This is a genomic window from Streptomyces sp. NPDC007905, from assembly GCF_042959345.1.
In the GTDB taxonomy this organism is placed as follows: domain Bacteria; phylum Actinomycetota; class Actinomycetes; order Streptomycetales; family Streptomycetaceae; genus Streptomyces.
Genome location: NZ_JBIBKS010000005.1, coordinates 299,063 through 323,668, shown reverse-complemented (window position 1 = coordinate 323,668; position 24,606 = coordinate 299,063). Strand labels below are relative to the sequence as shown.

At 70.4% G+C, this 24,606-nt stretch carries 26 protein-coding genes and 1 pseudogene; 7 read left to right on the top strand and 20 right to left on the bottom strand.

From position 1 onward, the window contains the following. Positions 1-82: 82 nt before the first annotated feature. The 3 genes from ACFZDC_RS11995 to ACFZDC_RS11985 all read left to right on the top strand — a co-directional run bounded on the left by ACFZDC_RS11995 (position 83) and on the right by ACFZDC_RS11985 (position 3,671). Positions 83-607: a helix-turn-helix transcriptional regulator gene (locus ACFZDC_RS11995; protein WP_391322736.1), complete on the top strand. Its 525-nt coding sequence runs from the start codon at positions 83-85 to the stop codon at positions 605-607. Continuing rightward, positions 604-1,305, top strand: a complete 702-nt coding sequence (locus ACFZDC_RS11990) for an ATP-binding cassette domain-containing protein (protein WP_391322734.1) — start codon at positions 604-606, stop codon at positions 1,303-1,305. Before ACFZDC_RS11995 ends, ACFZDC_RS11990 begins: the two co-directional genes overlap by 4 nt. A gap of 65 nt (positions 1,306-1,370) precedes the next feature. Then, positions 1,371-3,671 carry an FtsX-like permease family protein gene (locus ACFZDC_RS11985; protein WP_391322732.1) on the top strand — a complete coding sequence of 767 codons (2,301 nt, stop codon included), beginning with the start codon at positions 1,371-1,373 and terminating at the stop codon, positions 3,669-3,671. 138 nt (positions 3,672-3,809) lie between these two features. Here ACFZDC_RS11985 and ACFZDC_RS11980 read toward each other — a convergent pair whose 3' ends face one another. Further along, positions 3,810-4,763, bottom strand: coding sequence for a LysR substrate-binding domain-containing protein (locus ACFZDC_RS11980; RefSeq protein ID WP_391322730.1), 954 nt, complete (start codon positions 4,761-4,763; stop codon positions 3,810-3,812). 134 nt (positions 4,764-4,897) lie between these two features. On the opposite strand from ACFZDC_RS11980, the gene ACFZDC_RS11975 reads away from it, so the two are divergent. Together ACFZDC_RS11975 and ACFZDC_RS11970 are read left to right on the top strand one after the other, a co-directional pair. After that, on the top strand, positions 4,898-5,452 hold the full coding sequence (locus ACFZDC_RS11975; protein WP_391322728.1) for a redoxin domain-containing protein: 555 nt from the start codon (positions 4,898-4,900) through the stop codon (positions 5,450-5,452). Between the two features lie 3 nt (positions 5,453-5,455). Next, entirely contained in the window at positions 5,456-5,989 is a 534-nt protein-coding gene (locus ACFZDC_RS11970; RefSeq protein WP_391322727.1) for a carboxymuconolactone decarboxylase family protein, read from the top strand. Positions 5,990-6,016: 27 nt separating this feature from the next. Here the strand turns inward: ACFZDC_RS11970 and ACFZDC_RS11965 are convergent, their stop codons facing one another. From ACFZDC_RS11965 to ACFZDC_RS11945, 5 genes are all read right to left on the bottom strand, one after another. After that, a complete protein-coding gene (locus tag ACFZDC_RS11965) occupies positions 6,017-7,330 on the bottom strand; it encodes an AI-2E family transporter (RefSeq protein ID WP_391322725.1) in 1,314 nt (437 codons plus the stop codon). A gap of 157 nt (positions 7,331-7,487) precedes the next feature. After that, positions 7,488-8,180, bottom strand: coding sequence for a transglycosylase SLT domain-containing protein (locus tag ACFZDC_RS11960; protein ID WP_391322723.1), 693 nt, complete (start codon positions 8,178-8,180; stop codon positions 7,488-7,490). 414 nt (positions 8,181-8,594) lie between these two features. Then, a complete protein-coding gene (locus ACFZDC_RS11955) occupies positions 8,595-9,920 on the bottom strand; it encodes a PhoH family protein (RefSeq protein WP_391322721.1) in 1,326 nt (441 codons plus the stop codon). 383 nt (positions 9,921-10,303) lie between these two features. Then, positions 10,304-11,077 carry an isoprenyl transferase gene (locus ACFZDC_RS11950; RefSeq protein ID WP_391322719.1) on the bottom strand — a complete coding sequence of 258 codons (774 nt, stop codon included), beginning with the start codon at positions 11,075-11,077 and terminating at the stop codon, positions 10,304-10,306. Between the two features lie 607 nt (positions 11,078-11,684). Beyond that, on the bottom strand, positions 11,685-12,470 hold the full coding sequence (locus ACFZDC_RS11945) for a methyltransferase domain-containing protein (protein WP_391322717.1): 786 nt from the start codon (positions 12,468-12,470) through the stop codon (positions 11,685-11,687). Between the two features lie 52 nt (positions 12,471-12,522). Here ACFZDC_RS11945 and ACFZDC_RS11940 point away from each other — a divergent pair, with 52 nt between their 5' ends. After that, the gene (locus tag ACFZDC_RS11940; RefSeq protein ID WP_391322837.1) at positions 12,523-13,035 is read left to right on the top strand and encodes a DinB family protein; all 513 of its coding nucleotides are present in this window, start codon (positions 12,523-12,525) and stop codon (positions 13,033-13,035) included. A 133-nt stretch (positions 13,036-13,168) separates the two neighbouring features. On the opposite strand, the gene ACFZDC_RS11935 is transcribed toward ACFZDC_RS11940, so the two are convergent. After that, on the bottom strand, positions 13,169-13,642 hold the full coding sequence (locus ACFZDC_RS11935) for a GNAT family N-acetyltransferase (RefSeq protein ID WP_391322835.1): 474 nt from the start codon (positions 13,640-13,642) through the stop codon (positions 13,169-13,171). 62 nt (positions 13,643-13,704) lie between these two features. Then, positions 13,705-14,577 carry an LLM class flavin-dependent oxidoreductase gene (locus ACFZDC_RS11930; protein WP_391322715.1) on the bottom strand — a complete coding sequence of 291 codons (873 nt, stop codon included), beginning with the start codon at positions 14,575-14,577 and terminating at the stop codon, positions 13,705-13,707. Positions 14,578-14,666: 89 nt separating this feature from the next. On the opposite strand from ACFZDC_RS11930, the gene ACFZDC_RS11925 reads away from it, so the two are divergent. Next, positions 14,667-15,035 (top strand): DUF192 domain-containing protein, encoded by a 369-nt coding sequence (locus tag ACFZDC_RS11925; protein WP_391322713.1) that lies wholly within the window; start codon positions 14,667-14,669, stop codon positions 15,033-15,035. A gap of 74 nt (positions 15,036-15,109) precedes the next feature. Here the strand turns inward: ACFZDC_RS11925 and ACFZDC_RS11920 are convergent, their stop codons facing one another. From ACFZDC_RS11920 to ACFZDC_RS11865, 12 genes and pseudogenes are all read right to left on the bottom strand, one after another. Then, the gene (locus ACFZDC_RS11920) at positions 15,110-15,733 is read right to left on the bottom strand and encodes an OmpA family protein (RefSeq protein ID WP_391322711.1); all 624 of its coding nucleotides are present in this window, start codon (positions 15,731-15,733) and stop codon (positions 15,110-15,112) included. 7 nt (positions 15,734-15,740) lie between these two features. Beyond that, positions 15,741-16,322 (bottom strand): hypothetical protein, encoded by a 582-nt coding sequence (locus tag ACFZDC_RS11915; protein WP_391322710.1) that lies wholly within the window; start codon positions 16,320-16,322, stop codon positions 15,741-15,743. A 34-nt stretch (positions 16,323-16,356) separates the two neighbouring features. After that, positions 16,357-16,938 (bottom strand): annotated as a pseudogene (locus ACFZDC_RS11910) (pilus assembly protein TadG-related protein); the annotation flags it as partial. Between the two features lie 11 nt (positions 16,939-16,949). Further along, positions 16,950-17,144, bottom strand: coding sequence for a Flp family type IVb pilin (locus ACFZDC_RS11905; protein ID WP_391322708.1), 195 nt, complete (start codon positions 17,142-17,144; stop codon positions 16,950-16,952). Between the two features lie 113 nt (positions 17,145-17,257). Next, complete coding sequence (locus ACFZDC_RS11900) at positions 17,258-18,016, bottom strand: response regulator (RefSeq protein WP_391322706.1); 759 nt, start codon at positions 18,014-18,016, stop codon at positions 17,258-17,260. A 13-nt stretch (positions 18,017-18,029) separates the two neighbouring features. Beyond that, positions 18,030-19,412 (bottom strand): histidine kinase, encoded by a 1,383-nt coding sequence (locus ACFZDC_RS11895; RefSeq protein WP_391322704.1) that lies wholly within the window; start codon positions 19,410-19,412, stop codon positions 18,030-18,032. Positions 19,413-19,419: 7 nt separating this feature from the next. Then, entirely contained in the window at positions 19,420-20,307 is an 888-nt protein-coding gene (locus ACFZDC_RS11890) for a DUF5936 domain-containing protein (protein ID WP_391322703.1), read from the bottom strand. Between the two features lie 13 nt (positions 20,308-20,320). Beyond that, positions 20,321-21,265, bottom strand: a complete 945-nt coding sequence (locus ACFZDC_RS11885) for a type II secretion system F family protein (protein ID WP_391322701.1) — start codon at positions 21,263-21,265, stop codon at positions 20,321-20,323. 8 nt (positions 21,266-21,273) lie between these two features. Then, positions 21,274-22,611 (bottom strand): ATPase, T2SS/T4P/T4SS family, encoded by a 1,338-nt coding sequence (locus ACFZDC_RS11880; RefSeq protein WP_391322700.1) that lies wholly within the window; start codon positions 22,609-22,611, stop codon positions 21,274-21,276. A gap of 18 nt (positions 22,612-22,629) precedes the next feature. Beyond that, complete coding sequence (locus tag ACFZDC_RS11875; protein ID WP_391322698.1) at positions 22,630-22,977, bottom strand: TadE/TadG family type IV pilus assembly protein; 348 nt, start codon at positions 22,975-22,977, stop codon at positions 22,630-22,632. Position 22,978: 1 nt separating this feature from the next. Further along, complete coding sequence (locus ACFZDC_RS11870) at positions 22,979-23,362, bottom strand: TadE/TadG family type IV pilus assembly protein (protein WP_391322696.1); 384 nt, start codon at positions 23,360-23,362, stop codon at positions 22,979-22,981. A gap of 7 nt (positions 23,363-23,369) precedes the next feature. After that, on the bottom strand, positions 23,370-24,602 hold the full coding sequence (locus ACFZDC_RS11865) for an AAA family ATPase (protein WP_391322694.1): 1,233 nt from the start codon (positions 24,600-24,602) through the stop codon (positions 23,370-23,372). Positions 24,603-24,606: the final 4 nt, after the last annotated feature.

The window sequence follows — 24,606 nt, the reverse complement described above, 5'->3', positions numbered from 1 at the left end:
CACCTGCGCGGGCCTAGCGGCCGCCATGATCTACACACTCCGCGTATACATGCCGCGTATACACCGTGTGTAGAGTGCTGTCATGTCCATCGGTCACACCCTTCTAGGGCTCCTGGAGTCCGGCCCCCGACACGGCTACGACCTGAAGCGGGCCTTTGACGAGAAGTTCGGCCACGACCGGCCGCTGCACTACGGCCAGGTCTACTCGACGATGTCCCGGCTGCTGAGGAACGGGCTCGTGGAAGTCGACGGGATCGAGTCGGGTGGCGGGCCCGAGCGCAAGCGGTACGCCATCACCGACGCCGGCGTCACCGACGTGGAGCAGTGGCTCGCGACCCCGGAGAAGCCCGAGGAGTACCTCCAGTCGACCCTGTACACCAAGGTCGTGCTGGCGCTGCTCACCCACCGCGACGCGGCCGACGTCCTCGACACCCAGCGCGCCGAGCACCTGCGCAGCATGCGCATCCTGACCGACCGCAAGCGCCGGGGTGACCTCGCGGACCAGCTGATCTGCGACCACGCCCTGTTCCACCTGGAGGCCGACCTGCGGTGGCTGGAACTGACCGCCGCGCGGCTCGACAAACTCCGTGCGGAGGTGACCGCATGACCAGCGCCCCTCCTCCTCCCCCGGGCTCCCTGCTCACCGCCGAGAACCTGCGCAAGGCCTACGGCCCGACGCTCGCGCTCGACGGTGCCGGGTTCTCCATCCACCCCGGCGAGGTCGTCGCCGTGATGGGCCCCTCCGGGTCCGGCAAGTCGACGCTGCTGCACTGTCTCGCCGGCATCGTGCCGCCCGACTCGGGCTCGATCACCTACGCCGGGCGCGAGCTGGCCACCATGAGCGACACCGAGCGCAGCGCGCTGCGGCGCAGCGAGTTCGGGTTCGTCTTCCAGTTCGGGCAGCTCGTACCGGAGCTGACCTGCGTGGAGAACGTCGCGCTTCCGCTGCGGCTGAACGGCACCTCCCGCAAGGAGGCCGAGAAGGCGGCGCTGAGCTGGATGGAGCGCCTCGAGGTCGACGACCTCAAGGGCAAGCGGCCCGGCGAGGTCTCCGGTGGCCAGGGGCAGCGGGTCGCGGTGGCGCGGGCGCTGGTCACCGGACCCCGGGTGCTGTTCGCCGACGAGCCGACCGGTGCGCTGGACTCCCTCAACGGCGAGCGCGTGATGGAACTGCTCACCGACGCGGCCCGCTCCACCAACGCGGCCGTCGTCCTCGTCACGCACGAGGCCCGGGTGGCGGCCTACTCCGACCGCGAGATCGTCGTACGCGACGGCAAGTCCCGGGACATGGAGCGGGCCATATGAAGGTGCGGAGGGGGCATCTCCCGCGCGGGCGAAGCCGAGCGTGGGGGAGGTGCAGAGATCTGGCCATGGGGGCCCGGTTCGCCTTCACCGGCGGGCGCGAGGGGTGGGTCCGGATGCTGCTGACGGCGGTCGGCGTGGGGCTGGGCGTGGCACTGCTGTTGCTGACGACCGCGCTGCCGAACGTCTTCACCGCGCGCCACCGGGTCGAAGAGGCCCGCTACGACTACACGTTCTCCAGCACGCTCCGGCCCAAGGCCGACAACACCGTGCTGGTCGGGTCGACGGACACCGAGTGGCGCTCGAAGAGCATCCGGGGCCGGCTCCTCGAACCCGAGGGCGCACGGGCGCCGCTGCCCCCGGGTCTCGACCGCTTCCCGGCCAAGGGCGAAATGATGGTCTCCCCCGCGCTGAAGAAGCTGCTCTCCTCGGACGACGCGAAGCTGCTGCGCGAGCGGCTGCCGTACCGGATCACCGGCACGATCGGCGAGAACGGGCTGATCGGCTCGCACGAGCTGGCGTACTACGCGGGCGCCGAGGGGCTGGTACCGAAGGCGGGCGGTGCGCGGGTGGAGCGGCTGACCGCGTTCGGTGACCCGCACCCGACGGCCGAGAAGGCCGACCCGGTACTGATCATGATGATCCTGGTCGTCTTCGTGGTGCTGCTGATGCCGGTCGCCGTGTTCATCGCCGCGGCGGTGCGGTTCGGTGGCGAGCGGCGCGACCGCAGGCTGGCCGCGCTGCGGCTGGTGGGCTCGGACAGCAGGATGACCCGGCGGATCGCGGCGGGCGAGGCGCTGGCCGGGGCCCTGCTCGGGCTGGTGGTCGGTACGGTGTTCTTCCTGATCGGCCGTCAGGTGGCGAGTTCTGTCGAGGTGCTGGGCGAGAGCGTCTTCCCCAGCTATCTCGACCCCTCCCCCGCGCTCGTGGCGCTCGTCGTGGTGGCGGTCCCGGCGTCCGCGGTCCTGGTCACGCTGTTCGCGATGCGCGGGGTCGTCGTCGAGCCGCTCGGCGTGGTGCGCGCGGCCAAGCAGGCACGGCGCCGGCTGTGGTGGCGGCTGCTGCTGCCGCTGGCCGGGCTCGCGATGCTGTACCCGATGATCGGCAAAGGCCGCGGCAACGGTGACTTCAACCAGTACCTGGTGACCGGTGGCGTGATGCTGCTGCTGGTCGGCGTCACCGCGCTGCTGCCCTGGCTGGTGGAGACGGTCGTCGCTCGGCTCGGCTCGGGCGCGGTGTCCTGGCAGCTCGCGGTACGACGGCTGCAGCTGAGCAGCGGTACGGCGGCCCGCATGGTCAATGGCATCGCGGTGGCGGTGGCCGGTGCGATCGCGCTGCAGATGCTGTTCGCGGGCGTACAGAGCCAGTACACCAAGGACACCGGCCGGGACCCCAACCGGGCACAGATGCAGGTCGATCTGGCCGGCGCGGCCCAGCTGTCCAGCGCGGAGAAGCAGTTCGACAACACCAAGGGCGTGCGGGTCTCGGTGGCCCTGGCCAACGGGTCGTATGCCGAAAAGCGCCGCGACCCCGAGCAGAGCATCACTGTGACGATGGGCAACTGCGCCGCCCTGCGCGAGGTCGCCCACCTGCCGTCCTGCCGTGACGGTGACGCGTTCGCGCTGCGCGGCACGGCGGACGACGCCGCCTCACGCGCCCTGATGCGGTCCGGCCGGCACGTCTACATCGACGCCTCGTACTCGGACGGCACGCACGGCCGCGAGATCTCCTGGACCGTGCCGGCCGGCCTGCGGCAGGTGACCAACCGCGAGGACTCCCTGCTGCACGGCAGCAGCGGCCTGCTGGTCACCCCGGGCGCGCTGCCCGCCGGGGCGATGCCGACGCTGTACAACCAGGTCTACCTCCGCCTGGATCCGTCCGTGCCGGACGCGGAGGAGTACGTGCGGAACACGGCCGCGCGGGTGGATCCCCTCTCCAACGCGTGGCGCTGGGCGGCGAGCGAGGAGTCCACGAAGTACGCCTCCCTGCGCACCGGGCTGTTCGTCGGCGCGGCCTGCGTCCTGGCGCTGATCGGCGCGAGCCTGCTGGTCTCCCAGCTGGAACAGCTCCGCGAGCGGCGGAAGTTGCTGTCGTCACTGGTCGCCTTCGGCACCCGGCGCCGCACCCTCGGACTGTCGGTGCTGTGGCAGACGGCCATCCCGATCGCCCTCGGGCTGCTGCTGGCCTCGGCGGTGGGACTCGCCCTCGGTGCGGTGCTGCTGAAGATGGCGGCGACCCCGGTGACCGTGGACTGGGCGAGCGTGCTGTCCATGACCGGGGTGGGCGCGGCGGTGGTCCTCACGGTCTCCCTGCTCAGCCTGCCGCCGCTGCTGCGCCTGATGCGCCCGGACGGCCTGCGCACCGAGTAGCCGACCCCGCTGCCCGGCTCCCCGCAGGGGCCCCTTCCCGCCAGGAGGGGCCCCTGCGGGCGTGCGCCGGCCGGTCGTGGCCGACGCGGCCCGGGGCAGAACTCGGGTGGGTTTCCCGGCACTCGGGACGGCCGCCTCTCAGCCGTCGCCGTCGAGGACCCGCACGGGCAGCCCACTCATGGCCTCGCGCAGTGCGCCCGCCAGCTCCTCGTACTCCGCGCCGCGGGCCGCGCCGGTGCGCATGGCGAGGGCGATCCGGCGACGCGGAGCGGGCTCGGCGAAGTAGCCGGTGAGGAGCTGGTTGCTGCGGGTGGTCTCGAGCTTGAGGGCGGTGCGCGGGAGCAGGGTGCAGCCGAGGCCGCCCGCCACCAGCTGGACCAGCGTGGAGAGTCCGGCGGCCGTGGTGCTGACCGGGGCGTCCTCCCGCCCGGCCTCCCGGCAGATGTCCAGTGCCTGGTCGCGCAGGCAGTGGCCCTCGTCCAGGAGCAGCAGGTTCAGCTCCTTCAGGGCCTCGCGCGGGATGCCCTCACGGCCGCCGAGCCAGTGGTCCAGCGGGGTGACGAGCACGAAGTCCTCGTCGAAGAGCGGGAGTTCGGTGACACCGGGCACGCCGAGCGGAACGGCGAGCAACAGCAGGTCGAGGCGGCCGGAGTTCAGGCCCTCCATGAGGTTCGCGGTCTGCTCCTCGTGCACCTCCAGGTCGAGGTCCGGGTACCGCTCGTGCACCAGCCGCAGCACGGTCGGCAGCAGATACGGCGCGACGGTCGGGATCACCCCGAGCCGCAGCACCCCGGTGAACGGCGCCCGCACCGCCTCGGCCTCCTCCAGCAGCGCCCCGACCTCGTCCAGCACCGCCTTCGCCCGTACGGCGAGACGCTCGCCGGCGGTCGAGAGCAGCACCTTGCGCGTCGTACGCTCGAGGAGGGTCACGCCCAGGGTCTCCTCGAGCGCCGAGACCGCGCCCGACAGGGCGGGCTGGCTCATCCCGATGGCGGCCGCCGCGTCCCGGAAGTGCAGATGCTCGGCGACAGCGGCGAAGGCCCGCAGCTGTGCGAGGCTCGGTTGCCTCCGCTTGCCGTTACTGATGGTCACTGATAGCCACCTCCGATCAACACGACCGAGTGTAGCTATTTCACTAATCAATGCACCCTGTGCCAACATCGACGGCGTCCAACCCAAAGGGAAACGCCCCCAAAAGGGGCTTTTCCTCGCTACAAGGAGAGCATGTGCTCACTGTCGGTGACAAGTTCCCCGAGTTCGAACTGACCGCCTGCGTCTCGCTGGAGAAGGGCAAGGAGTTCGAGACGATCAACCACAAGACCTACGAGGGCAAGTGGAAGATCGTGTTCGCCTGGCCCAAGGACTTCACCTTCGTGTGCCCGACCGAGATCGCCGCGTTCGGCAAGCTGAACGACGAGTTCGCCGACCGCGACGCGCAGATCCTCGGCTTCTCCGGTGACTCCGAGTTCGTCCACCACGCCTGGCGCAAGGACCACGACGACCTGCGCGACCTGCCATTCCCGATGCTGGCCGACTCCAAGCACGAGCTGATGCGGGACCTGGGCATCGAGGGCGACGACGGCTTCGCCAAGCGTGCCGTCTTCATCGTCGACCAGAACAACGAGATCCAGTTCTCCATGGTGACCGCCGGCTCCGTCGGCCGTAACCCCAAGGAGGTCCTGCGGGTCCTGGACGCCCTGCAGACCGACGAGCTGTGCCCCTGCAACTGGAGCAAGGGCGACGAGACCCTCGACCCGGTCGCGCTGCTGGCTGGTGAGTGACCCATGTCGCTCGACTCGCTGAAGTCCCGCATCCCGGACTACGCCAAGGACCTGAAGCTCAACCTGGGCTCGGTCATCGGCAACTCCGAGCTGCCGGAGCAGCAGCTGTGGGGCACGGTGCTGGCGACCGCCATCGCCTCCCGTTCCCCGATCGTGCTGCGTGAGCTGGAGCCGGAGGCCAAGGCGAACCTGTCGCCCGAGGCGTACACCGCAGCCAAGGCCGCCGCCGCGGTGATGGCGATGAACAACGTCTTCTACCGCACCCGGCACCTGCTGTCCGACCACGAGTACGGCACCCTGCGCGCGGGTCTGCGGATGAACGTCATCGGCAACCCCGGTGTCGAGAAGGTCGACTTCGAACTGTGGTCGTTCGCGGTCTCCGCGATCAACGGCTGCGGCATGTGCCTGGACTCGCACGAGCAGGTGCTGCGCAAGGCCGGCGTCGACCGTGAGGTGATCCAGGAGGCCTTCAAGATCGCCTCCGTGGTGCAGGCCGTCGGTGTCACGCTGGACGCCGAGGCGGTTCTCGCCGAGTAGTCCGGCCGCGGTTTCCCGGGACCCCGCTCACCGTTCGTGGGCGGGGTCTTCCGTGTTCTCCTCGACGGACTCCTCCTCCGGCGCCGGTGGAGGGGCGTGCTGGTGCTGCATCTGCAGCGAGTACTGCCGTAGATAGCTCACCACCGTGTTCGTCACCGCCACCAGTGGCACGGCCACCACCGCGCCGCCGATACCCGCCACCATGCCGCCGGCCGCCACGGTGAGGACCACGGCGAGGGGGTGGACACGGACCGCGCGGCCCAGGATGAACGGCTGCAGGACGTGGCCCTCGATCTGCTGGACGGCGAGGACCACGACGAGGGTCATGACGGCCGTGAAGACACCCTGCGTCACCAGCGCCACGATCACCGCGAGCGCGCCGGAGGCGACCGCGCCGACCAGGGGGATGAAGGAGAACAGGAAGATGAACACGGCCAGCGGGACGGCCATCGGCACGTCCAGGAAGTAGATGCCGATGCCTATGAAGACGGCGTCGATGAGGGCGACCAGGACCGTGCCCCGGACGTAGGCCGTCAGGGTGCGCCAGGCGCGCGGGCCGGCGCCGGCCACGCCCGGTCGGGCCGCGGCGGGCACCAGCCTCAGGAACCACTGCCAGATGCGCTCGCCGTCGTAGAGCAGGAACAGCGTCGAGAAGAACACCAGCAGGATGCCGGTCAGCGCCTCGACGATGACCTGGACGCCCTCCAGGCCCGCGGACGTTATCTGGTCGGCGTTGGCGCCGATGGCCTCGCGCAGGTTCTTGGCGATCTGGTTGATCTGCTTGTCGGTGACGTGGAAGGGGCTCTTCAGCAGCCAGTTGCGCAGATCGTCGATGCCGCTCTGGATCTGAGTGGAGAGCGTGTCGATGTTCTCCATGACCTGCCAGGTCACGAACCAGCCCATCAGGCCCATGATGACGAAGCCGAGGATGGCGGTCATCGCGGTGGCCGGGCCGCGCGGCACCCCGCGGCGGCTGAGCCGGGCGACCGTGGGCTGGAGCAGCGCGGTGACCAGCAGGGCGATGACGAAGGTGAAGACCACCAGCTGTACGGCGCTGATGACCCGCATCAGGACCCACACGGTGCCGGCGAGGACGAGCAGGCGCCAGCCGGCCTCGGCGGCGACCCGCACACCCCAGGGCACGGCCTCGGCGGGGTCGGGGCGGGGACCGGCCGGCCTGGCCGGCCGGGGCGCGGGCACCACCGGTTCGGCGGCCCGTTCGGCGGGGGCCTGTTCGGACCCGGTGTCCTGCTCCACCTCCGCGCGGCGCTCGTCCAGCCGCTCGCTCATCTCGGTCAGCCCGGCACCGAGCCGGCCGAGCCACCCTGGCACTCGCGACATCATCCGTCCTCTTCCCCCGCGTCCCGGGCGTCGGTCACCACTCCCCCCTGGAGTCGGTCGCATACGACCGTACAGGGCGAAAGCCCCTCCCCTTGGGACGGGGAGGGGCTGTTCGGGGTTGAGCGCGAGCTGACGGCGCACCGATCCGTCGGCAGGCCTAGTACCAGTGGTTGGCCTGCCAGAACGACCAGGCCTGGCAGGGGCTGCCGTACCGGCTGTTCATGTAGTTGAGGCCCCACTTGATCTGGGTGGCCGGGTTGGTCTGCCAGTCGGCGCCGACCGAGGCCATCTTGGAGCCGGGAAGGGCCTGGAAGAGGCCGTAGGCGCCGGAGGAGGCGTTGACGGCACGGTAGTTCCAGCTGGACTCGTGGTCCACGATGTTGCTGAAGCACTGGAACTGGCCGGCGCCCACCATCTGGCTGGCCATCGCCTGGATCTGCGCGACCGTGTAGCTGCCCTGGACGGGGAAGCTGGAGGAGTCCCGGGTGGAGCGGGTGGCCGCGGTCTTCGCGTCGGCGCGCTCCTTGGCCAGCTTGGCCGCCTTCTCGGCGGCCACCTTCTTCGCGACGGCGGTCTCGGCGGCGGCCTTGCGGGCGGCGGCCTCGGCGTCCTTCTTGGCACTCGCGTCCGCGGCGATGGCCTGCGCGTCGGCCTGCTGCGTCAGGGACGCGGTCTGCACCTGGGCCTGCTGACCCGCGGGTATGTCCGCGAGGAGCGTGGTGTCGGCGGCCGTCGGCTCGGCGTCGTTGTTCTGCGCGACGCTGCCCGAGGCAACTCCGACGACGCTTCCGACGGCGGTGACCGCGGTGGCCGAGGCCACTGCGAATCCCCGGACCGAAATCCGGCTCACACGGTTTTCCTTCCAGCATCGCCCGCTTCGGTGACCCTGGCGGACGCAATCGTGCCCTTGACACTGGCCTCCCAACTGCGGGGTCACGGGAGGCGCGGGCCCGGTGGGCAACTCCCCCGAGGGGAGCGCCACGTGGTGCTCGGGCGGCATACGACGACTCTATGGAGTTTGAGGGTGGTGCTTCTGTGGTGCCGTACCGCTGGGGGTACAGGTGTGTCGTATGCGGGGCCTGACAGGAGTGAGACTCTGCCGTAACCCGACACCGGGTGGCAATTCCGAGTTGCGTGTGAAAGCTCACACCTCGTTTGTCTCAGGGGATTTCAGGAAACCGCCACACGCGAGGGCGCCGCCCGGCTAGGCTCTTGACCTTTGCCGGACGGCGCCAACAGACCTCAGTGGCACGTCAGATGCGCATCAGATGTGGCCGTCCTCCAGCATTTCGGTCACAAGCGCCGCAATCTGGGACCTCTCGGAACGCGTCAACGTGACGTGCGCGAAGAGGGGATGCCCCTTCAGCTTCTCCACGACCGCGACCACGCCGTCGTAGCGGCCCACGCGCAGATTGTCCCGCTGTGCCACATCATGGGTCAGAACGACCCGCGAATTCGCGCCGATCCGGGACAGAACGGTCAGCAGGACGTTCCGTTCCAGTGACTGGGCCTCGTCGACGATGACGAACGCGTCGTGCAGGGAGCGGCCCCGGATGTGGGTCAGGGGCAGGACCTCCAGCATGCCGCGCGCGGTGACCTCCTCGATGACCTCGCGGCTGGTGACCGCGGAGAGCGTGTCGAAGACCGCCTGCGCCCAGGGGCTCATCTTCTCCGCCTCGGAGCCCGGCAGATAGCCGAGCTCCTGCCCGCCGACGGCGTACAGCGGCCGGAAGACCATCACCTTCTGGTGCTGGCGGCGCTCCAGGACCGCCTCCAGGCCCGCGCACAGCGCGAGCGCCGACTTGCCGGTGCCGGCCCTGCCGCCCATCGAGACGATGCCGACGTCCGGGTCGAGCAGCAGGTCGAGCGCGATGCGCTGCTCGGCACTGCGGCCCTTGATGCCGAACGCCTCCCGGTCGCCGCGCACCAGGCGGACATTGCCCTCGGCGGTGATGCGGCCGAGCGCCTTGCCGCGCTCGGACTGGATGGTCAGGCCGGTGTGCACGGGGAAGTCCGAGGCCTCCGGGACGTACACGCGTCCCTCCTCGAAGAGGATGTCCACCTGCTCGCCGGAGAGCGTCAGTTCGGACATTCCGGTCCAGCCGGAGTTCTCCGTGATGGCGAGTTCGGCGCGGTACTCCTCGGCCAGCAGGCCGACCGAGGAGGCCTTGATCCTGAGCGGCAGGTCCTTCGAGACGACGGTGACGTCGAACCCCTCGGCCTGCAGGTTGCGGGCCACTGCGAGGATGCGGGAGTCGTTGTCCCCCAGGCGGTAGCCGGTGGGCAGCACGCTGGGGTCCGAGTGGTTGAGCTCGACACGAACGGTTCCACCCAGTTCCCCGATCGGGATAGGGGCGTCGAGGCGACCGTTCTTCACCCGGTAGTCGTCCAGCAGGCGCAGCGCCTGGCGGGCGAAGTAGCCGAGCTCGGGATGGTGCCGCTTGGCCTCCAGTTCCGTGACCACCACGATGGGGAGCACGACCTCGTGCTCGTCGAAGCGGGTCAGGGCGTTCGGGTCGGCCAGCAGGACGCTGGTGTCGAGAACATAAGTGCGCCGGTCTGGCTTGTGGCGCTTTGCGCTGGTCACCACGGAAGGACGTACCCCCTCGGATGAGGTCGGGGAGCGACGAGATGGAAGCCGGGCCGGGAGGGCGGGAGCATTGCGACCGGTGCCCGGCTCCCGCGCAGGGCGGGCCGGACACCGGACCTCCGCGGCTGCTTCCGTGCAGTGACCGCACGGTCGGGCTGGTGCAAAGGGCCTCCCGGGCGGACGGCCCCGAGCCGCCCGCTGAGATCCGACGCCCGTGGTTCGGGTGTCGACCTGCTTGCCTTATGCCCTCGAACATGCGCCACCATGCAAAAGCGGCCAACAGCGCGCCGGTGAACTCCTCGTTACTTCCACCCAACCGGGGTATACGGAACGCCCCGCCTCGATGGTGGCCGGCGGGGCGTTCGATGTGCCTTCGGTGCGTCTCAGCCGCCGTAACGGCGGTGGCGTGCGGCGTAGTCGCGCAGCGCACGCAGGAAGTCGACCTTGCGGAAGGCCGGCCAGAAGACCTCGCAGAAGTAGTACTCCGAGTGCGCCGTCTGCCAGAGCATGAAGCCGGACAGCCGCTGCTCGCCGCTGGTGCGGATGACCAGGTCCGGGTCGGGCTGGTCGCCGGTGTAGAGGTGACGGCCGATCATGTCGATGTCGACGGACTCGGCGAGGTCCTCCACCGACAGGCCCTTGTCCCGGGCGTCGAGGAGCATGGAGCGCACCGCGTCGGCGATCTCCTGGCGGCCGCCGTAGCCAATGGCCACGTTGACCACTATCCCCTCGACGTGGGCGGTGGTCTCCTGGGCCTCCTTGAGGGTGCGCTGCATCCCGGCCGGCAGCAGGTCGAGGGTGCCGACGTGGTGCACCCGCCAGCGGCCGTCGGCGGCGAGGGTGCGGACGACGTCCTCGATGATGCCGAGCAGGGGACCCAGTTCCTCCTGCGGGCGGTCGAAGTTGTCCGTGGACAGCAGCCACAGAGTGACGACCTCGACATCGGTCTCGGTGCACCAGCCGAGGAACTCCTCGATCTTGTCGGCGCCGGCGCGGTGACCGTGGACCGTGGTGGAGCCGGCGGCCCTCGCCCAGCGGCGGTTCCCGTCCATGATGATGCCGATGTGCTTGGGCACCTGAGCGTGGTCCAGGTGACCCTCCACCCGGCGTGCGTAGAGCCTGACGAGCAGGCCGCGCAGCTTGTCGCGCAGGTTCACGTGTGAGCCCCTCCATAAGGCGCGGTTGCGGTCCCCGCAGGGCTTGAGGTTACTCCGGCGAGGCGTCGGGGCCTTCGCTGGGTGCGTTCCGGACGAAAAAACGGGCCGGTCCGTGGGGGGGAGACGGACCGGCCCGAGGGGGGGTTTCCACCATAACCCTTCGTAAGGGATGGCGCGTGCATCGGCGTGGCACAACTACTCTCCGGAATCGCCTGGCGACGCCCGGAACGCGCGGAATGATGGATTCAGGTGCATCTCATGGCTGATTCACGGCGGATTCCCAGGTAGTCCGTCCGCATAAGGAGAGATTGAGAGGGTTTGGGCCATCTTGGGGATGTCTCGGCGAGTTGTCCGGGGATCCCTCCGACGGGCGACCCGGTCGGCGAACGGCGACTTGACGGTTCCGCTACGGAGCCCCTCGGCATCGCAGCACCACGCAGCCCCCTCGACTGCGCGGTGCCGCCCGCGCGACTTTGCTGGCGCGAATTACCTTGGTCTGAACTTACGTGACCGGTGAGGCCGATGTGAACCGTCGCCGATAACGATGTGGAAACCGTGGGCAAACGCTGGATGAACCGATGGGCGATGTGCCCCTTCTTGCGGTTCCTCAGCGCGTCGGCTTCCGGACGTCGAAGAGATGCCGGGCGCTGTGCGCGACGAAGGGGCCCTCCTTCTCCATCCGCTCGTGCAGGGCGCGCAGTCGCGGTACGTACGCCTCCGCCGTGAAGCCCGGAACCATCCAGACCACCTTCCGCAGGAAGTGCACGACGGCGGCGATGTCGTGGAACTCCATCCGCAGCCGCTCCGCCCGCAGGTCCACGACCTCGAGCCCCGCCGCCTGCGCCCCGGCCCGCTCCCGCTCGGGGTCACGGCCGCTGCGCACGGCGTCGGGCTGGGGCCCGAGGAAGAACTCGACCAACTCGAACACGCTGGCGGGCCCGACATGCTGGGCGAAGTACGTGCCGCCGGGCCGCAGCACCCGCGCGACCTCCTCCCAGTACGTACGTACGGGATGCCGGCTGAGGACGAGGTCGAAGGCCTCGCCGGCGAACGGCAGCGGCGCGTCGTCCGCCGCGGCGACGACCACCACTCCGCGCGGCCGCAGCAGGGCGGTGGCCTTGGCGACGTTCGGCGGCCAGCCCTCCGTGGCCGCGACCAGCGGCGGGCGGTCCGGCTCGGCCCGGCCCAGGGTGAAGTCGAGCACCTCGCCGCCCCCCGTCTGGATGTCGAGCGCACCCTCGGCCCGGGCCAGCCGCTCCCCCGCCGACCGGGCGTAGCCCCAGGAGGGCCGCGCCTCGGTGGCCCGCTCTTCGAACCAGGAGAAGTCCCACCCCTCGGTGGGCACAGCGGCCCCCTCGGCCACGAGGGCTTCAAAGGAACGGGTCTCCGCCATGAACGCCATGATCGCAGTGCGCCGCCGGTGGGTCCTGCTGATTTCCGCAGCCATGACGACCTCCGCGGCCGGCTGCACAGCCGGCGAGAAGGCAACCCTCCACGCGAGCCTGGACCGGCACCGGGATGCGGTCCTGTGGAAGCTGGACGGACTCGACGACGAGCAGCTGCGCCGACCGATGACCCCGACCGGAACGACGCTGCTCGGCCTGGTCAAGCATCTGGGCTCGGTGGAGTACGGGTGGCTCGTGGAGACGTTCGGGCGCGAGGTGGAACCCCTGTGGTTCGACCCGTACGAGAACGAGGACCTGCACATCGCTCCCGACGAGACCGCGGAGCAGATCATCGCCTTCTACGGCCGCGCCCGCGCCGCGGCCGACCGGACCATCACCGAGCTGCCCCTGGACGCGGTGGGCCGACCGATGTGGCGGGAGCACTCCGTGTCCCTGCGCTGGACCGTGGTCCACATGATCGAGGAGACGGCACGGCACGCCGGCCACATGGACATCCTGCGCGAACTGATGGACGGGCGACCGGGGACCACCGCCCGGTCCCGCAGAAGATGACCTGACCGGCGCGTACGTCTGCTGGACGCCGGCCCCATCGAGCAGACCGCCACCCAGGAGGCGGCGGGCCTGCCGGGCGAGTGCGAAGGGGAATCACCAGGGCTCCGGAATCGCCAGGGCTCGCCAGGAGCGGTCACCGGCCGCCCTCACCGGGTCGGAGCAGGGCGAGCAGGACATGTTCGTCCTCGCCGTGGCGTACCGTGCCCACCCGTTCGAAGCCGTGCTTCTCCAGCAGGCGGACGGAGGCGGTGTTGCCGGAGAACGGGTCGGCGTACAGGGGTCGTACCCGCTCCTGCTCCAGGAAGAGGCCGAGGGCTCGGGTACCGACGCCTCGGGCCCAGTACGGCCGTCCGAGCCAGTAGCCGACGAACCGGCGCTCGTCCGCCGTCCAGGAGACGACGCTCCCGGCCACGTCACCGTCGACGGTGACCGTCCGCACGAGGCAGTCGGGATCGCCGAGCACCCGCTCCCGCCAGTGCCGCAGGAAGGCCTCCCGCGGCCGGGGAGTGAACCGCGACCGCCGGAGGGCCTCCGGGTCGTGCTCGTAGGCGAGGAAGCGCTCGAGGTCCGCCTCGAGGACCGGCCGCAGACCCACCTCGCTGTGCATGTCCGTCATGGTGGCGAGTGTGGCAGCGCCCACTGACAACGCCTCTGACAAGGCGTCTGCCGCTACGGCACCAGGGGCCGGACCTCCCGCGCCGCGAAGCGTACGAAGCCCTCCGGGTCGGGCTCGTCCCCCGTCGGCTGCAGCACGACGGTGTCGGCGCCGGCCTCGGCGAGCCGCTGCACGGCCTTGGCCACGGCACCCGCGTCCCCGGCGACACCGACCTGCGGAACCGACTCCAGGCCCTCGGCGAGGAGTTCGGCACGCAGCCTCTCGGCAGCGTCGGCCCCCGTCGCGGCGAGGAGATGGACGACGACCTTGTGCGGCTCGGTACGCCCTGCCTCCCGGCGCCCCTCGTCGATGAGTCGGCGGGCCTGCCGTACGCCGTCCGGAGAGGTGGAGGCGGTGAGAAGGGTGCCGTCGGCCTTGGCCCCGGCGAGACAGAGCGTCCGGGGTCCGGTGGCGCCCGCGAACACGTCGACCGCCCGTTGCGGGGGCCAGTCGAGGCCGACGTCGTCCAGCCGGACGTACCGACCCCGCACGCTGAGCCGCTCGCCGCGCAACAGGACGCGCAGAGCGTCGAGTTGCTCACCGAGGAGGGTGAGGGGCGAGGCGGCACGCGCACCGACCTGGCCCATCCAGTCCTGCACACCGTGCCCCACGGTCAGGACGGCCCGGCCGGGGAACATGCGCTCCAGCGAGGCGGCCTCCATGGCGGTGACGGCGACGTTCCGCAGCGCCACGGGCAACAGCCCGATACCGACCCGCACCCGCTCGGTCCAGGCGAGAGCGGCCGCGGCCGTGGACACACCGCCCTCCAGGAAACAGTCCTCCCACAACCACAACTCCTCCAGCCCGACCTCGTCCGCGAGCCGGGCCACCGCGCGCAGACGCTCGGGAGGGAGCTGGGGTCGGAACACGACGCCGAGTCCAGTCATGCGCTCTTCCTAATGGGGCCACGCCGAGTGGGACAACTCCTTTACGCACGCGGCGCAGTGGGTACGGTCACCGCGGAGGTGGCGTGGGAATGGCGCGTTGGCGGGACGGTCGCGGGAGCTTGCTGATCCCCCGGGGCGGCGGCGGGACCGACATCACCGTGCCGCTGGAGATCGCGACGTCGTACCGCGCGCGCACCAGAGGCCTGCTGGGCCGCGACTCGGTCGACGGGGCCATCCTGCTCTCCCCCGCCAACGGTGTGCACACCTTCCGTATGCGCATCCCCATCGATGTCGCCTACCTCGACCGCGGCCTCACCGTCCTGGCTGTACGCACGATGCGGCCTGGCCGCCTGGGCCTGCCCCGGCTGCGTTCCCGGCATGTGCTGGAGGCGGCGGCCGGAGCCATGGCGGAATGGGGCGTGCGGGCGGGGGTGCGGGTGACCGTCGAGTCCGGGTGACTGTCGGTGGTGCTGTCCAGCAGCCGGGCATGCGAGCTTCAGGGACGTTCACGGTTGAGTAGGCGGCTCCGTGTTCACCGCTCGGTGCGGGGGAAGGAGACCTCCACCCGGCGGTTCTTCTTCCGGCCCGCCTCCGTCGAGTTGTCGGCGATCGGGTACTGCTCGCCGTAGCCACGAACCTCGAAGGTGATGTCCGGGGAGTTCAGGTCCTGGTCCAGGACGGTCTGTACGGCGTTCGCGCGCTGCCTGGACAGGACGTCGCCGTGGGCGGAGGACCCGAGGTTGTCGGTGAAGCCGAAGACGCGGACCTGGGTCGCGTTCTGCTTCTTGATCTCCTCGGCGATCGTCGCGATGCGTGCCTTCGCCTCGCCGCCGAGCTTGGCACTGTCCTTGCTGAACAGCACCTCGGCCTGCAGGGCGAACGTCACGTCCGCGTTGGTGTCCTCCCGGCGCTCGTCCCCACTTTGGTCTTCGACGACCGACTTGATGTCCAGCACCTTGGGATCCGCGAGCGTGGCGCCCTCGGGGAGCTTGAGGTCCGGGTCGGTGGGGTCGATTTTGACGGGGGCGGTGGCGGAGGGTTCCGTCCCCGGCGGTTCACTGGGACCCGTGTCATCGGCCCGGGCCAGGGAGAGGTTGGTGGCCGCGAGGAGGGCTGCGGTGGTGAGGGTGAGGGTGAGGCGGGGTGTGGTGGTCACTTTGGCCTCACCCGGAGATTTTGATGGTGGCGGCCGGGAACGTCGGCAGCTGGAAGTCCACCTCGGTCGTGTTCGCAGGGGGCGCCGGGAACTGCATGAAGACCGCCAAGCTGTCACCGGCCTTGAGTGTCGAAAAACCAGTGGTGGTCAGCGGGCGCCCCTCCGTGTCGCGCAGGACGTAGTACCGCTTCTTTCCCTTGGGATCAATCAGTGTGGCACCGCCCAGAGACGTGCCGTTCCTGATGATCTCGGTTTCATTGCCGCTCAGAGCGGATGGGACGAGGAGACTCTTGGCCCCGTCGTTCTTCAAAGTGCCGTTCACGGTGACAAAGCCACCGGAATCACGTTGTGCGGAGGTGATCTGGAGGAGCAGGCCGTCCGAACCTCTCAGTTCGGCAAGGGGCTCGTCCGACTGCCCCTCCTGGGCACTCGGATCGGAGCCGTCGGTCTTGGAAGCGGATGCCGAACTGTGCGGCTTCTTGTCGTCGCCGCCACCCCCACTGCAGCCGGCCACACCGACAGCCAGACCAGCCGCAACGGTCAATGCGACCATCCCCCTGCGGGTCTTCGCAGAGAACCGAATGCTCATCGCTCCGCTTCCTTCATCAGTCATCGTTCGCTTTTCATCCGGCCAAGTGGACATCGAAAAGGTCTTCGGGCTTCGGGAGGCTGGCTTGGTCATCCGGATCCGGCTCCCAGACCTTGCCGTTGCAGTTGAGTTGGGGCAAAGTACGGCCTCCCGCGTCGCCGCCCGGGGGGATGGTGCAGAGCGGCTTGATCTCAGCGGTGGCAGAAGCCGTTGACTTGATGTCCTCTGTCCCGGGTACGACGGAATCACCGACGGACTTGTTGGTCTTTACCTTGACCTTGTAGCTCAGCGGCGTGGGTGAGGAACAAGGGGGCAACAACTCGGCATCGTTCTGCCCGGCAAGTTGTTCCGCTCGCCAGCACGGGTCGGCGATCGGCACCCTGCCGTGGAAGATTTCTTGCCACGCCGTGGGGTCCTGGAGGTCGTCCCACCATTTGGCCGCCAACTGATCACGGGCGTTCTGGGCCGCCGCCAGCGCCGCCGCGTCAGCGGCCGTCTGGGCGCCGCTCCGATTCACCGCGGCCTGGCCGACCGCGAGGTAGGCGAACGCAAGGAAGAGCAGACCCGCCACCACCGTGATGTAGATGGGGAAGGCCTGCCCTGCGTCGCTGTGCCTACGGAGGCGTACTAGCCGGTGACCTCGGCGATCTTCGTCCTGATCGCGTCGAAGATCGACTGGCCGATGCTCGTACCCGTGATCGCCAGCACGATCGCCACAACCACCGCGATGATGCCGAGGTACTCCACCGCGGTCTGGCCCTTGTCGTTGCGGGTAGCGCGGGCCTGCAGGTACGCGACAGTGGTGTTGAACCAGTTGCTCATGGTCTTCCCCTCCAGGTTCACCCCCGATCCGGACAACGTAAGGCGCAACACCCCACCCCCCAGAGGGCCCCAGGACCCATTCCCGGACCCAACACCTCCCTCGCGGAGCCATCTCACGCCACCCCCAGCCACTTCGCGGCCGCCTGCGACCTGCTCGTGCTCTGGAGCTTGGCGAAGATGCGGTTGATGTGGTTCTTGACGGTCTTCTCGCTGATGAAGCAGGTGGCGGCGATCTGCCGGTTGGTCATGCCGGATGCGATGAGGTCCATGATCTCCGCCTCCCTGGTGCTCAGTTGGAACCGCGACCGGAACGACTGTCCCACATCAGATTGCAGTTGCGAAAGGTTTTCGGGTGGAATTTGACCTAAAACCGGGGGAAGTTCCGTACCGACATGTGCAGGTGCACTGGGATGGAGGTGGGTGAGTAACGCCTTCGCCGCCCCCGGCGTCACGTGCGGCCGGCCCTCCCGGACATCCCGTACCGCCCTCACCAGCTGCTCCGTCGTGAACTCCCCGTGCACCAGATAGCCCCCCGCCCCCAGCCGCAACGCCTCCCGCACCGTCTCCGTCTCGTGGCTGTAGGTGAGCATCATGACCGGGGCGAGCCGGACCAGGTGGGGCAACGCCGAGATTCCGTCGACGCCGGGCATGCGGACGTCGAGGAGGATGACGTCGGGGCGGTGCCGCAGTGCCGCCTCGTACGCCTCGCGGCCGTCCGCCGCCTCCGCCACCACCGTGGTGTCCTCGCGGTCGGAGAGGAGGGCCGTGAGGCCCGCGCGGATGACGGGGTTGTCGTCGGCCACCACGAGGCGGAGGGGGACCGTGGCGGTCGGTGAAGGGAAGTCCTGGCCGGGGTTTTGGGGTTGCTGCATCGGGTGCCTCCTCTCAGGTTTCCTCGGACGGGACGTCGCATGTCAGGGCCCGCAGGGGGAGTTCCACTCTGACCTCCGTGCCCCGCTCACGCTCGCCGCGGCCGACGCGGATGCGGGCCCCCGCCGAGGCGGCCCGTTCGACCATGCCCAGCAGCCCGAAGTGGCCGGAGTGGCGCAGTCGTTCGAGGGTGGTGTCCGGGGGAAGGCCGTCGCCGTCGTCGTGGATCGTCAGCCGGAGCTGGTCGCCGTGGATCCCCGCGGTCAGCTCCACCCGGGTCGGGGAGGCGTGCCGATGGGCGTTCTCCAGTGCCTCCGTGGCGATGGCCAGGAGGGGGCGGGCGAGAGCCGGGGGGATGGGCGGAAGGCGGTCCTTTCCCGTGCGGCGGCAGACGGCTCGTATGCCCGTGCGCGCGCTGAAGTCACGGGCCCTGGCCGTCAGTTCTGCCCAGACGTCCGCCGGCCGCGACGGAGTCTCGTCCCGTCGCAGGTCCTCCAGCAGTTCCCGGGACTCCGCCGCCGCCCTGCGTGCCGAGCGGGACACCAGGTCCGCCTGTTGCCGGATGCGGGCCGGGTCGGGGGCCTCGGCGGCGGCCGTCGCGGCCAGGCCGTCGGCGGCGAGCGCGACGCCGTGGAGGGTCTTGGCCACTGAGTCGTGCATCTCGCGGGCCAGGCGCGCGCGTTCCGCGTGCACCGCCTCCGTCGCCGCCAGGCGGGCCTGGACCGCCGTGAGGGCCTGGGTGGCCGCGCCGAAGCGGAGCATCAGGTTGCGCAGGGTCGAGCCCATGGCGCCGGCGATGACGCACAGGCCGGGCAGGAGGAGGGATTCGGCCACGCCCGCCTGGCGGTCCGACTTCAGGGTGGCGTGGACCAGCAGCAGGATCAGGGACTGCAGGGAGGCGAAGCAGGCGGCGCCCCGCCAGCTGTAGACCAGGCCTGCCAGGAGCGGGGTGCAGACGCTGACGTAGGCGAGGGTGGTGTCCGGGCCCGCCGAGATGAGGAGGAGGGAGCCGAAGAGGGTGTCGGCCGCGAGGAGGCTGGGGTGGCGCAGGAGGAGGGGGCCGAAGCGCTCCCAGTCGCGGAAGAGGACGTAGGACACCATGAAGGTGACGACGACCGCCGCGCCCACCAGGCGGACGCCCAGACCGGGGGCCGCGTTGAGCAGGGCGGCGGGAGCGGCGAGGACGATCATCGCCAGCCGGAAGCCGAAGACCTGGCGGCACATCGCTTGGAGGGCGCGTACCTGGATCTTCTCGGAGGGCTCGGGAACAGCGGCTTCCGTCCGGGACAGCGCCGCCGGCCGCTTCGGGCGCGGACGCGCGAAGAACGCGAGCCGCCCCCTCACCGCCCCCCGCAGGGACAGGCGCCCGCCCGGTCCGGTCGCTCCCATCGCCGTCATCGGCCGCTCACTTCCCCGTGAGTGAGCCGAAGTCCACGCCGGAGCCCAGCAACAGGCCGGCGCCCAGCAGGAGCATCGTCGCCGGGACCATGAACGTGGTGATCATCAGCGTGGCCTTGGGGACCGCGCGGGCGGCCTTGCGGCGGGCGTTCTGGGCGTCCGTACGGCGCATGTCCTTGGCCAGGGCGACCAGGGTGTCCACGATGGGGGCGCCCAGCTCCTCCCCCTGCTGCAACGCCGTCACGAACATCGCCACCTGCTCGGAGTCGTTGCGGCGGCGCAGTTCCGCGAAGGCCTGACGACGGCTCATGCCGAGGTCCATCTGGCGCAGGGTGATGCGCAGTTCGTCCGCCCAGGGGCCCTCGTAGCGCGAGGCCACCCGGTCCAGGGCCTGGCGGAAGCCGAGTCCGGCGCTGACCACCACCGCCAGCACGTCCAGGAAGTCGGGCAGGGTCCGCTCGATCACGTCCTTGCGGACGCGGATCGCCGACCAGATGCCGACCTCCGTCCAGAACGCCCCGAAGAGGAGGAGCAGCAGGGCCACGAACCACTGGCCGCGGAGCAGGAAGACCAGGAAACCCACGCCGCCGAGCGCCCCGTACACCGCGCGGCGGGCCGCGTAGCGGTCGATGGTCAGGCCGCCGGGGTTGCCCGCGAGGTCGATCCTGCGGCGGTACTTGGCCACCGTGCGGGGGCCCATCAGACGCAGCACCGCGGGGGCGTAGCGCATGCCCATGCGGTCGATCACCGAGTCCACCGCACCGGTGCGGGTGGCGCCGACCTCCAGGGCGACCGCCAGATCACCGGGGAGCTTCGCGTCCGCCCGGTACATCCGGATGCCGGCGAAGGCGCCCCAGACGCCGAGGCCCATCAGCAGGGCGAGCAGGAATGCCATCGGATCCGCCCCCTCACACGTCGATCCGGCTCATCCGGCGGATGAGGACGAAGCCGACGGCGTACATGGCGAACGCGGTGATCACGCAGGCCTGGCCGACCGGTGAGCCGGTCATGCGCTCCAGGGCGCCGTCCTTGACCCCGTTCATCAGGAAGAGGGCGCCGATCCCGAGGACGGGGACGGCGTACGACGTCATCGTCACCTGGGAGAGCTGGGTGCGTATCTCGCGCCGGGTCTCCTTGCGTTCCTCCAGGGTCTCGGTCAGGTTGCGGAGCGCGCTGACCACCTGGCCGCCCGCCCGGTTGGACAGGACGAGGGTGGTGACGAGTACGACCAGCTCACGGGACGGGAGCCGGTCCGCGAGCTCGCCGAGCGCGTCGTCCAGGGAGTGGCCGATCGCCAACTGGTCGGCAACCTTGGCCAGTTCCTCGCCCGCGGGTGCCTCGAGCTCCTCCGCCGCCATGCCGATCGCGGTGCGCAGCGCCAGGCCGGCCTGGGTCGCGTTGGCGAGGATGCGGGCCAGTTCGGGGAGCTGGTTGATGAAGCGCTCGATGCGTTTCTGGCGCTGCCAGTTGAGGAACTGCAGCGCCGCCCAGATGCCGAGCAGGCCTGCGAGGGGGCCGAAGAAGGGGGCCAGGGTGGCCTGGCCGATCAGCCACAGCGCGGCGACCGTGGCGAGCATGTAGACGAAGAACTCGCCCGGGGTGACGTCCAGGCCCGTGGCCGCCAGTCGCAGTTCCAGCTTCCGGCCGAGCGTCGTGCGGCGCAGCCGGCGGTCCAGGTCGCGGAAGCGGCGCCGGCGGCCGCCGCCCGGGACGGCGCCGGTGTGCGAGAGGCGGTCGATCAGCGCGGCCCGCTGGGCCCGGCCCGAGGCGTAGACGTGCACGCCGACGACCGCCAGGACGCAGGTCAGCAGTGCGACACCGGTGGTGAGCTGGACGAGGTCGTGGAGTTCCATGGGGTGGCCTACCTGGCTTCTCGGGTGGCGAGCTGGTCGGCGGAGTGGGCGACGCCGAAGGCCTGCGGGACGGGCTGGCCGGCCATGTAGAGGCGGTCCGCGGTGCGGCGTGGGAGCGGGAAGTACTCGAAGGTGCCGTACACCCGGCCGTCGGGGGTCATGGGCCGGGCGTGGAAGCGGCCCACGGTCGCCAGCCGGTAGGGCTCGCCGCCGTGGCTGTCGAGCAGCGCGATCTCGGTGATGCGGCGCGCGCCGTCGGCGAACCGGGTGAGCTGGACGATGACGTCGACGGCACTGTTGATCTGGTCGTGCAGGGCCACGAAGGGCACCTCGACGTCGGACATGGAGGCCAGGGTCTGCAGGCGGGTCAGGGCGTCCACGGCGCTGTTGGCGTGGACGGTGGCCAGGGAGCCGTCGTGGCCGGTCGACATCGCCTGCAGCATGTCCAGGGACTCGCCGCCGCGGACCTCACCGACCACGATCCGGTCCGGGCGCATGCGCAGCGAGTTGCGCACCAGGTCGCGGATGGTGACCTGGCCCTTGCCCTCCACGTTGGGCGGCCGTGACTCCAGCCGGACCACGTGGGTCTGCTGGAGCTGGAGTTCGGCGGAGTCCTCGATGGTGATGATGCGCTCGTGCGCGGGGATGAGTCCGGAGAGCGCGTTGAGCAGGGTCGTCTTGCCGGTACCGGTGGCCCCCGAGACGATGATGTTGAACTTGGCCTGCACGAGACCGGCCAGCAGGAACACCATCTGCTCGTCGAGCGAGCCGAAGCCGATCAGCTCCTGGAGGGTGAAGGAGCGCGGGAAGCGGCGGATGGTGAGGGTGGGGCCGGTCAGCGACAGCGGCGGGATGATGACGTTGACACGCTCGCCTGAGGGCAGGCGGGCGTCGACCATCGGGTTGGACTCGTCGACGCGCCGGTTGACGGTCGACACGATCCGCTCGATGGTCTGCATGAGCTGGTCGGCGGAGACGAAGCGCAGCGGCAACTGCTCGACGCGGCCGCCGCGTTCGACGAAGATCGCGTCGGGTCCGTTGACCATGATCTCGGTGATCGAGGCGTCTTCCAGCAGCGGTTCCAGGATGCCGAGGCCCAGGGCCTCGTCCACCACCCGGCGGATGAGCTGGGAGCGTTCCACGGTGGAGAGCACCGGGCCCTCGCGGCTGATGATGTGCCCGAGCACCCGTTCCAGGCGCGCGCGGCGCTCGGCGGCGGCCAGGGAGCTCATCTCGGCGAGGTCGATCTCCTCCAGCAGCTTGGCCCGGTAGGAGGCGACCAGGTGCCCGTCCTCGCCCCGGCTGCCGTGCTCCTCGGGAGTGCTGATGCGTGCCCGCAGGCTCATGGGTTCGCTTCTCCTCGGTCAGTGGTCGAGGGGCATGGTGGCGGTCTTCCGGGCGGGGTCGAAGTGCCAGCCGGGGACGATCCGCGGGATGTCGACGGTGGCGATGACGGTGACCGAGTCGCCGCCCGGCGCCTGGTCGCACCGCACCGTCAGTCCTCCGCTGACGGCTTGCGCGCACGCCTGCTGGGCGTTCTGTCCCAGCGACGCCGCCCGTGCTCCCGCCCGCGCCGCCGTACCGGCCTGTTCGGCCGCGTAGGCGACCGCCCCGATCTGGATACCGGCCAGCCCGACGATCAGCAGGACCGGGATGAACCCCAGGTACTCGATGGCCACTTGACCCGCGTCGCGTCCACGGCGGTACGACATCTCAGTCCTTCACCTCCTCCACCGCGCCGGCGTGACCGTGCACCGTGACGGGGAAGTCGATCGAGCCGGGGAACAGGACGGGGACCTTGATCGAGACGTCCGCCGTCACATAACCGGTCCCGTCGCACCGGTCCACGCCGGCACCCCCTCGCCACGCCCCCGACAGATGCTTCAGCGCAGCCTGCTCGCACACACCGAAACGCTCCCCCCGATGCGCCGCCGTCCCCGCACGTACGCCCTCGTCCGCAGCATTCCCCGCGAGCGTGTAGGCGTACCCCACGAGCACGCACTGCCACATGAGCACCAGGGTCAGGATGATCAGCGGAGTCATCCCGAGGAACTCGATGCTGACCTGCCCCCGGTCGTCCCCTCCAAGGCGTCTCATCGGCCCCTCACTCCTTCCGCCGCCGGAAGCCGACCGATCCGCGGCCCCCGCCCCGGTGCGCCCCCTCGGCCGCCTTCACCAGCCCCAGCTCTCCGGCGAGCGCCCACAGGGCCTGCTTCACCGTGCTCCTGCTGTCGAGCTCGTGCAGGCGCCCCGCGTCCACCACCCCCTGCAGTTCCTTGAAGTTGGCGGGTACGGCGGTACGCGCCACCGCCGTACCGGTGATCCGCTGCACCAGCGCCGGCTGGATCTCCGTGCTGCGGGTATGGCGGTTGACGACCACCGTCGTCTCCTCGGCCTTGCGGATCTGCAGCCGGTCCCACATGCGCACGGTCCGCTTGGCGGCGCGTACGGCGACCACGTCCGGGGTGGTCACCAGCAGGGCGGTGTCGGCCATCTCCACGGCGGCCGCGCTCGCCCCGCCGAGCTGGGCGCCGCAGTCGGCCACGACCACCTCGTACCGGGAGCGCAGGGCGCTGACGATCTGGCGGGCGGCACGGTCGGTGACCTCCTCGCCGCGTTCGCCCTCACCGGGGGCGAGGAGCAGGGCGAGGCCGGTGTCGTGGCGGAAGACGGCGTCGGCGAGGACGCGTGGCGAGATGTCGGTGATGGCGGCGAGGTCCACGACCGAGCGGCGGAACTGGACGTCGAGGTAGGAGGCGACGTCGCCGGTCTGCAGGTCGAGGTCGACCAGGGCGGTGGGTCGGCCGGAGGCCTGGGCGGCGAGCGCGAGCTGGATCGCCGCCAGGGTGGCGCCGACGCCTCCCTTGGCACCGCTGACCGTGACGACGGTACCGCCGGCCCCGCCGAACACGTCGGCGCCGTGCCCGAGGTGGCGCCGTACGCCGGTGGACCACTGGGCGACGGCCTGGACGCGGCTGGCGAGTTCCTCGTACGACAGCGGGAGCGCGACCAGGCCGCGGGCGCCGGAGTCCATGGCGGCGGCGAACAGGCCGGGGCTCGCGTCGGTCGTGACGAGGATGACGCCGACGGCCGGGAAGCGCAGGGCGACCTCGCGGATCAGCTCCAGGGCCGGAACCGGGCCGATCCGCTCGTGGACGACGACCACCTCGGGCAGTTCGTCCACCGACTCGGCGGCGAGGCGGGCGAGGGTGTCGACCAGCTGGGTGGAGTCACCGACGGGTGGCTGCGGTTCGGCGTCGGGGAGCTGGCTGAGCAGCGTGGTGAGGGAGCGGACGGCGTCCGGGTCCGCGCCGGCCGGGAGGATCCTGGTGGGCATGCGG

Bases quoted from the DNA above. Each gene is read 5' to 3' on its own strand.
- ACFZDC_RS11865 (WP_391322694.1), bottom strand. From the start codon at position 24,602: ATGCCCACCAGGATCCTCCCGGCCGGCGCGGACCCGGACGCCGTCCGC.
- ACFZDC_RS11875 (WP_391322698.1), bottom strand. From the start codon at position 22,977: ATGTCGTACCGCCGTGGACGCGACGCGGGTCAAGTGGCCATCGAGTAC.
- ACFZDC_RS11925 (WP_391322713.1), top strand. From the start codon at position 14,667: ATGGCGCGTTGGCGGGACGGTCGCGGGAGCTTGCTGATCCCCCGGGGC.
- ACFZDC_RS11965 (WP_391322725.1), bottom strand. From the start codon at position 7,330: ATGTCGCGAGTGCCAGGGTGGCTCGGCCGGCTCGGTGCCGGGCTGACC.
- ACFZDC_RS11995 (WP_391322736.1), top strand. From the start codon at position 83: ATGTCCATCGGTCACACCCTTCTAGGGCTCCTGGAGTCCGGCCCCCGA.
- ACFZDC_RS11900 (WP_391322706.1), bottom strand. From the start codon at position 18,016: ATGCAGCAACCCCAAAACCCCGGCCAGGACTTCCCTTCACCGACCGCC.
- ACFZDC_RS11895 (WP_391322704.1), bottom strand. From the start codon at position 19,412: ATGACGGCGATGGGAGCGACCGGACCGGGCGGGCGCCTGTCCCTGCGG.
- ACFZDC_RS11985 (WP_391322732.1), top strand. From the start codon at position 1,371: ATGGGGGCCCGGTTCGCCTTCACCGGCGGGCGCGAGGGGTGGGTCCGG.
- ACFZDC_RS11945 (WP_391322717.1), bottom strand. From the start codon at position 12,470: ATGGCGGAGACCCGTTCCTTTGAAGCCCTCGTGGCCGAGGGGGCCGCT.
- ACFZDC_RS11990 (WP_391322734.1), top strand. From the start codon at position 604: ATGACCAGCGCCCCTCCTCCTCCCCCGGGCTCCCTGCTCACCGCCGAG.
- ACFZDC_RS11870 (WP_391322696.1), bottom strand. From the start codon at position 23,362: ATGAGACGCCTTGGAGGGGACGACCGGGGGCAGGTCAGCATCGAGTTC.
- ACFZDC_RS11890 (WP_391322703.1), bottom strand. From the start codon at position 20,307: ATGGCATTCCTGCTCGCCCTGCTGATGGGCCTCGGCGTCTGGGGCGCC.
- ACFZDC_RS11885 (WP_391322701.1), bottom strand. From the start codon at position 21,265: ATGGAACTCCACGACCTCGTCCAGCTCACCACCGGTGTCGCACTGCTG.
- ACFZDC_RS11970 (WP_391322727.1), top strand. From the start codon at position 5,456: ATGTCGCTCGACTCGCTGAAGTCCCGCATCCCGGACTACGCCAAGGAC.
- ACFZDC_RS11905 (WP_391322708.1), bottom strand. From the start codon at position 17,144: ATGAGCAACTGGTTCAACACCACTGTCGCGTACCTGCAGGCCCGCGCT.
- ACFZDC_RS11935 (WP_391322835.1), bottom strand. From the start codon at position 13,642: ATGCACAGCGAGGTGGGTCTGCGGCCGGTCCTCGAGGCGGACCTCGAG.
- ACFZDC_RS11880 (WP_391322700.1), bottom strand. From the start codon at position 22,611: ATGAGCCTGCGGGCACGCATCAGCACTCCCGAGGAGCACGGCAGCCGG.
- ACFZDC_RS11930 (WP_391322715.1), bottom strand. From the start codon at position 14,577: ATGACTGGACTCGGCGTCGTGTTCCGACCCCAGCTCCCTCCCGAGCGT.
- ACFZDC_RS11940 (WP_391322837.1), top strand. From the start codon at position 12,523: ATGACGACCTCCGCGGCCGGCTGCACAGCCGGCGAGAAGGCAACCCTC.
- ACFZDC_RS11915 (WP_391322710.1), bottom strand. From the start codon at position 16,322: ATGAGCATTCGGTTCTCTGCGAAGACCCGCAGGGGGATGGTCGCATTG.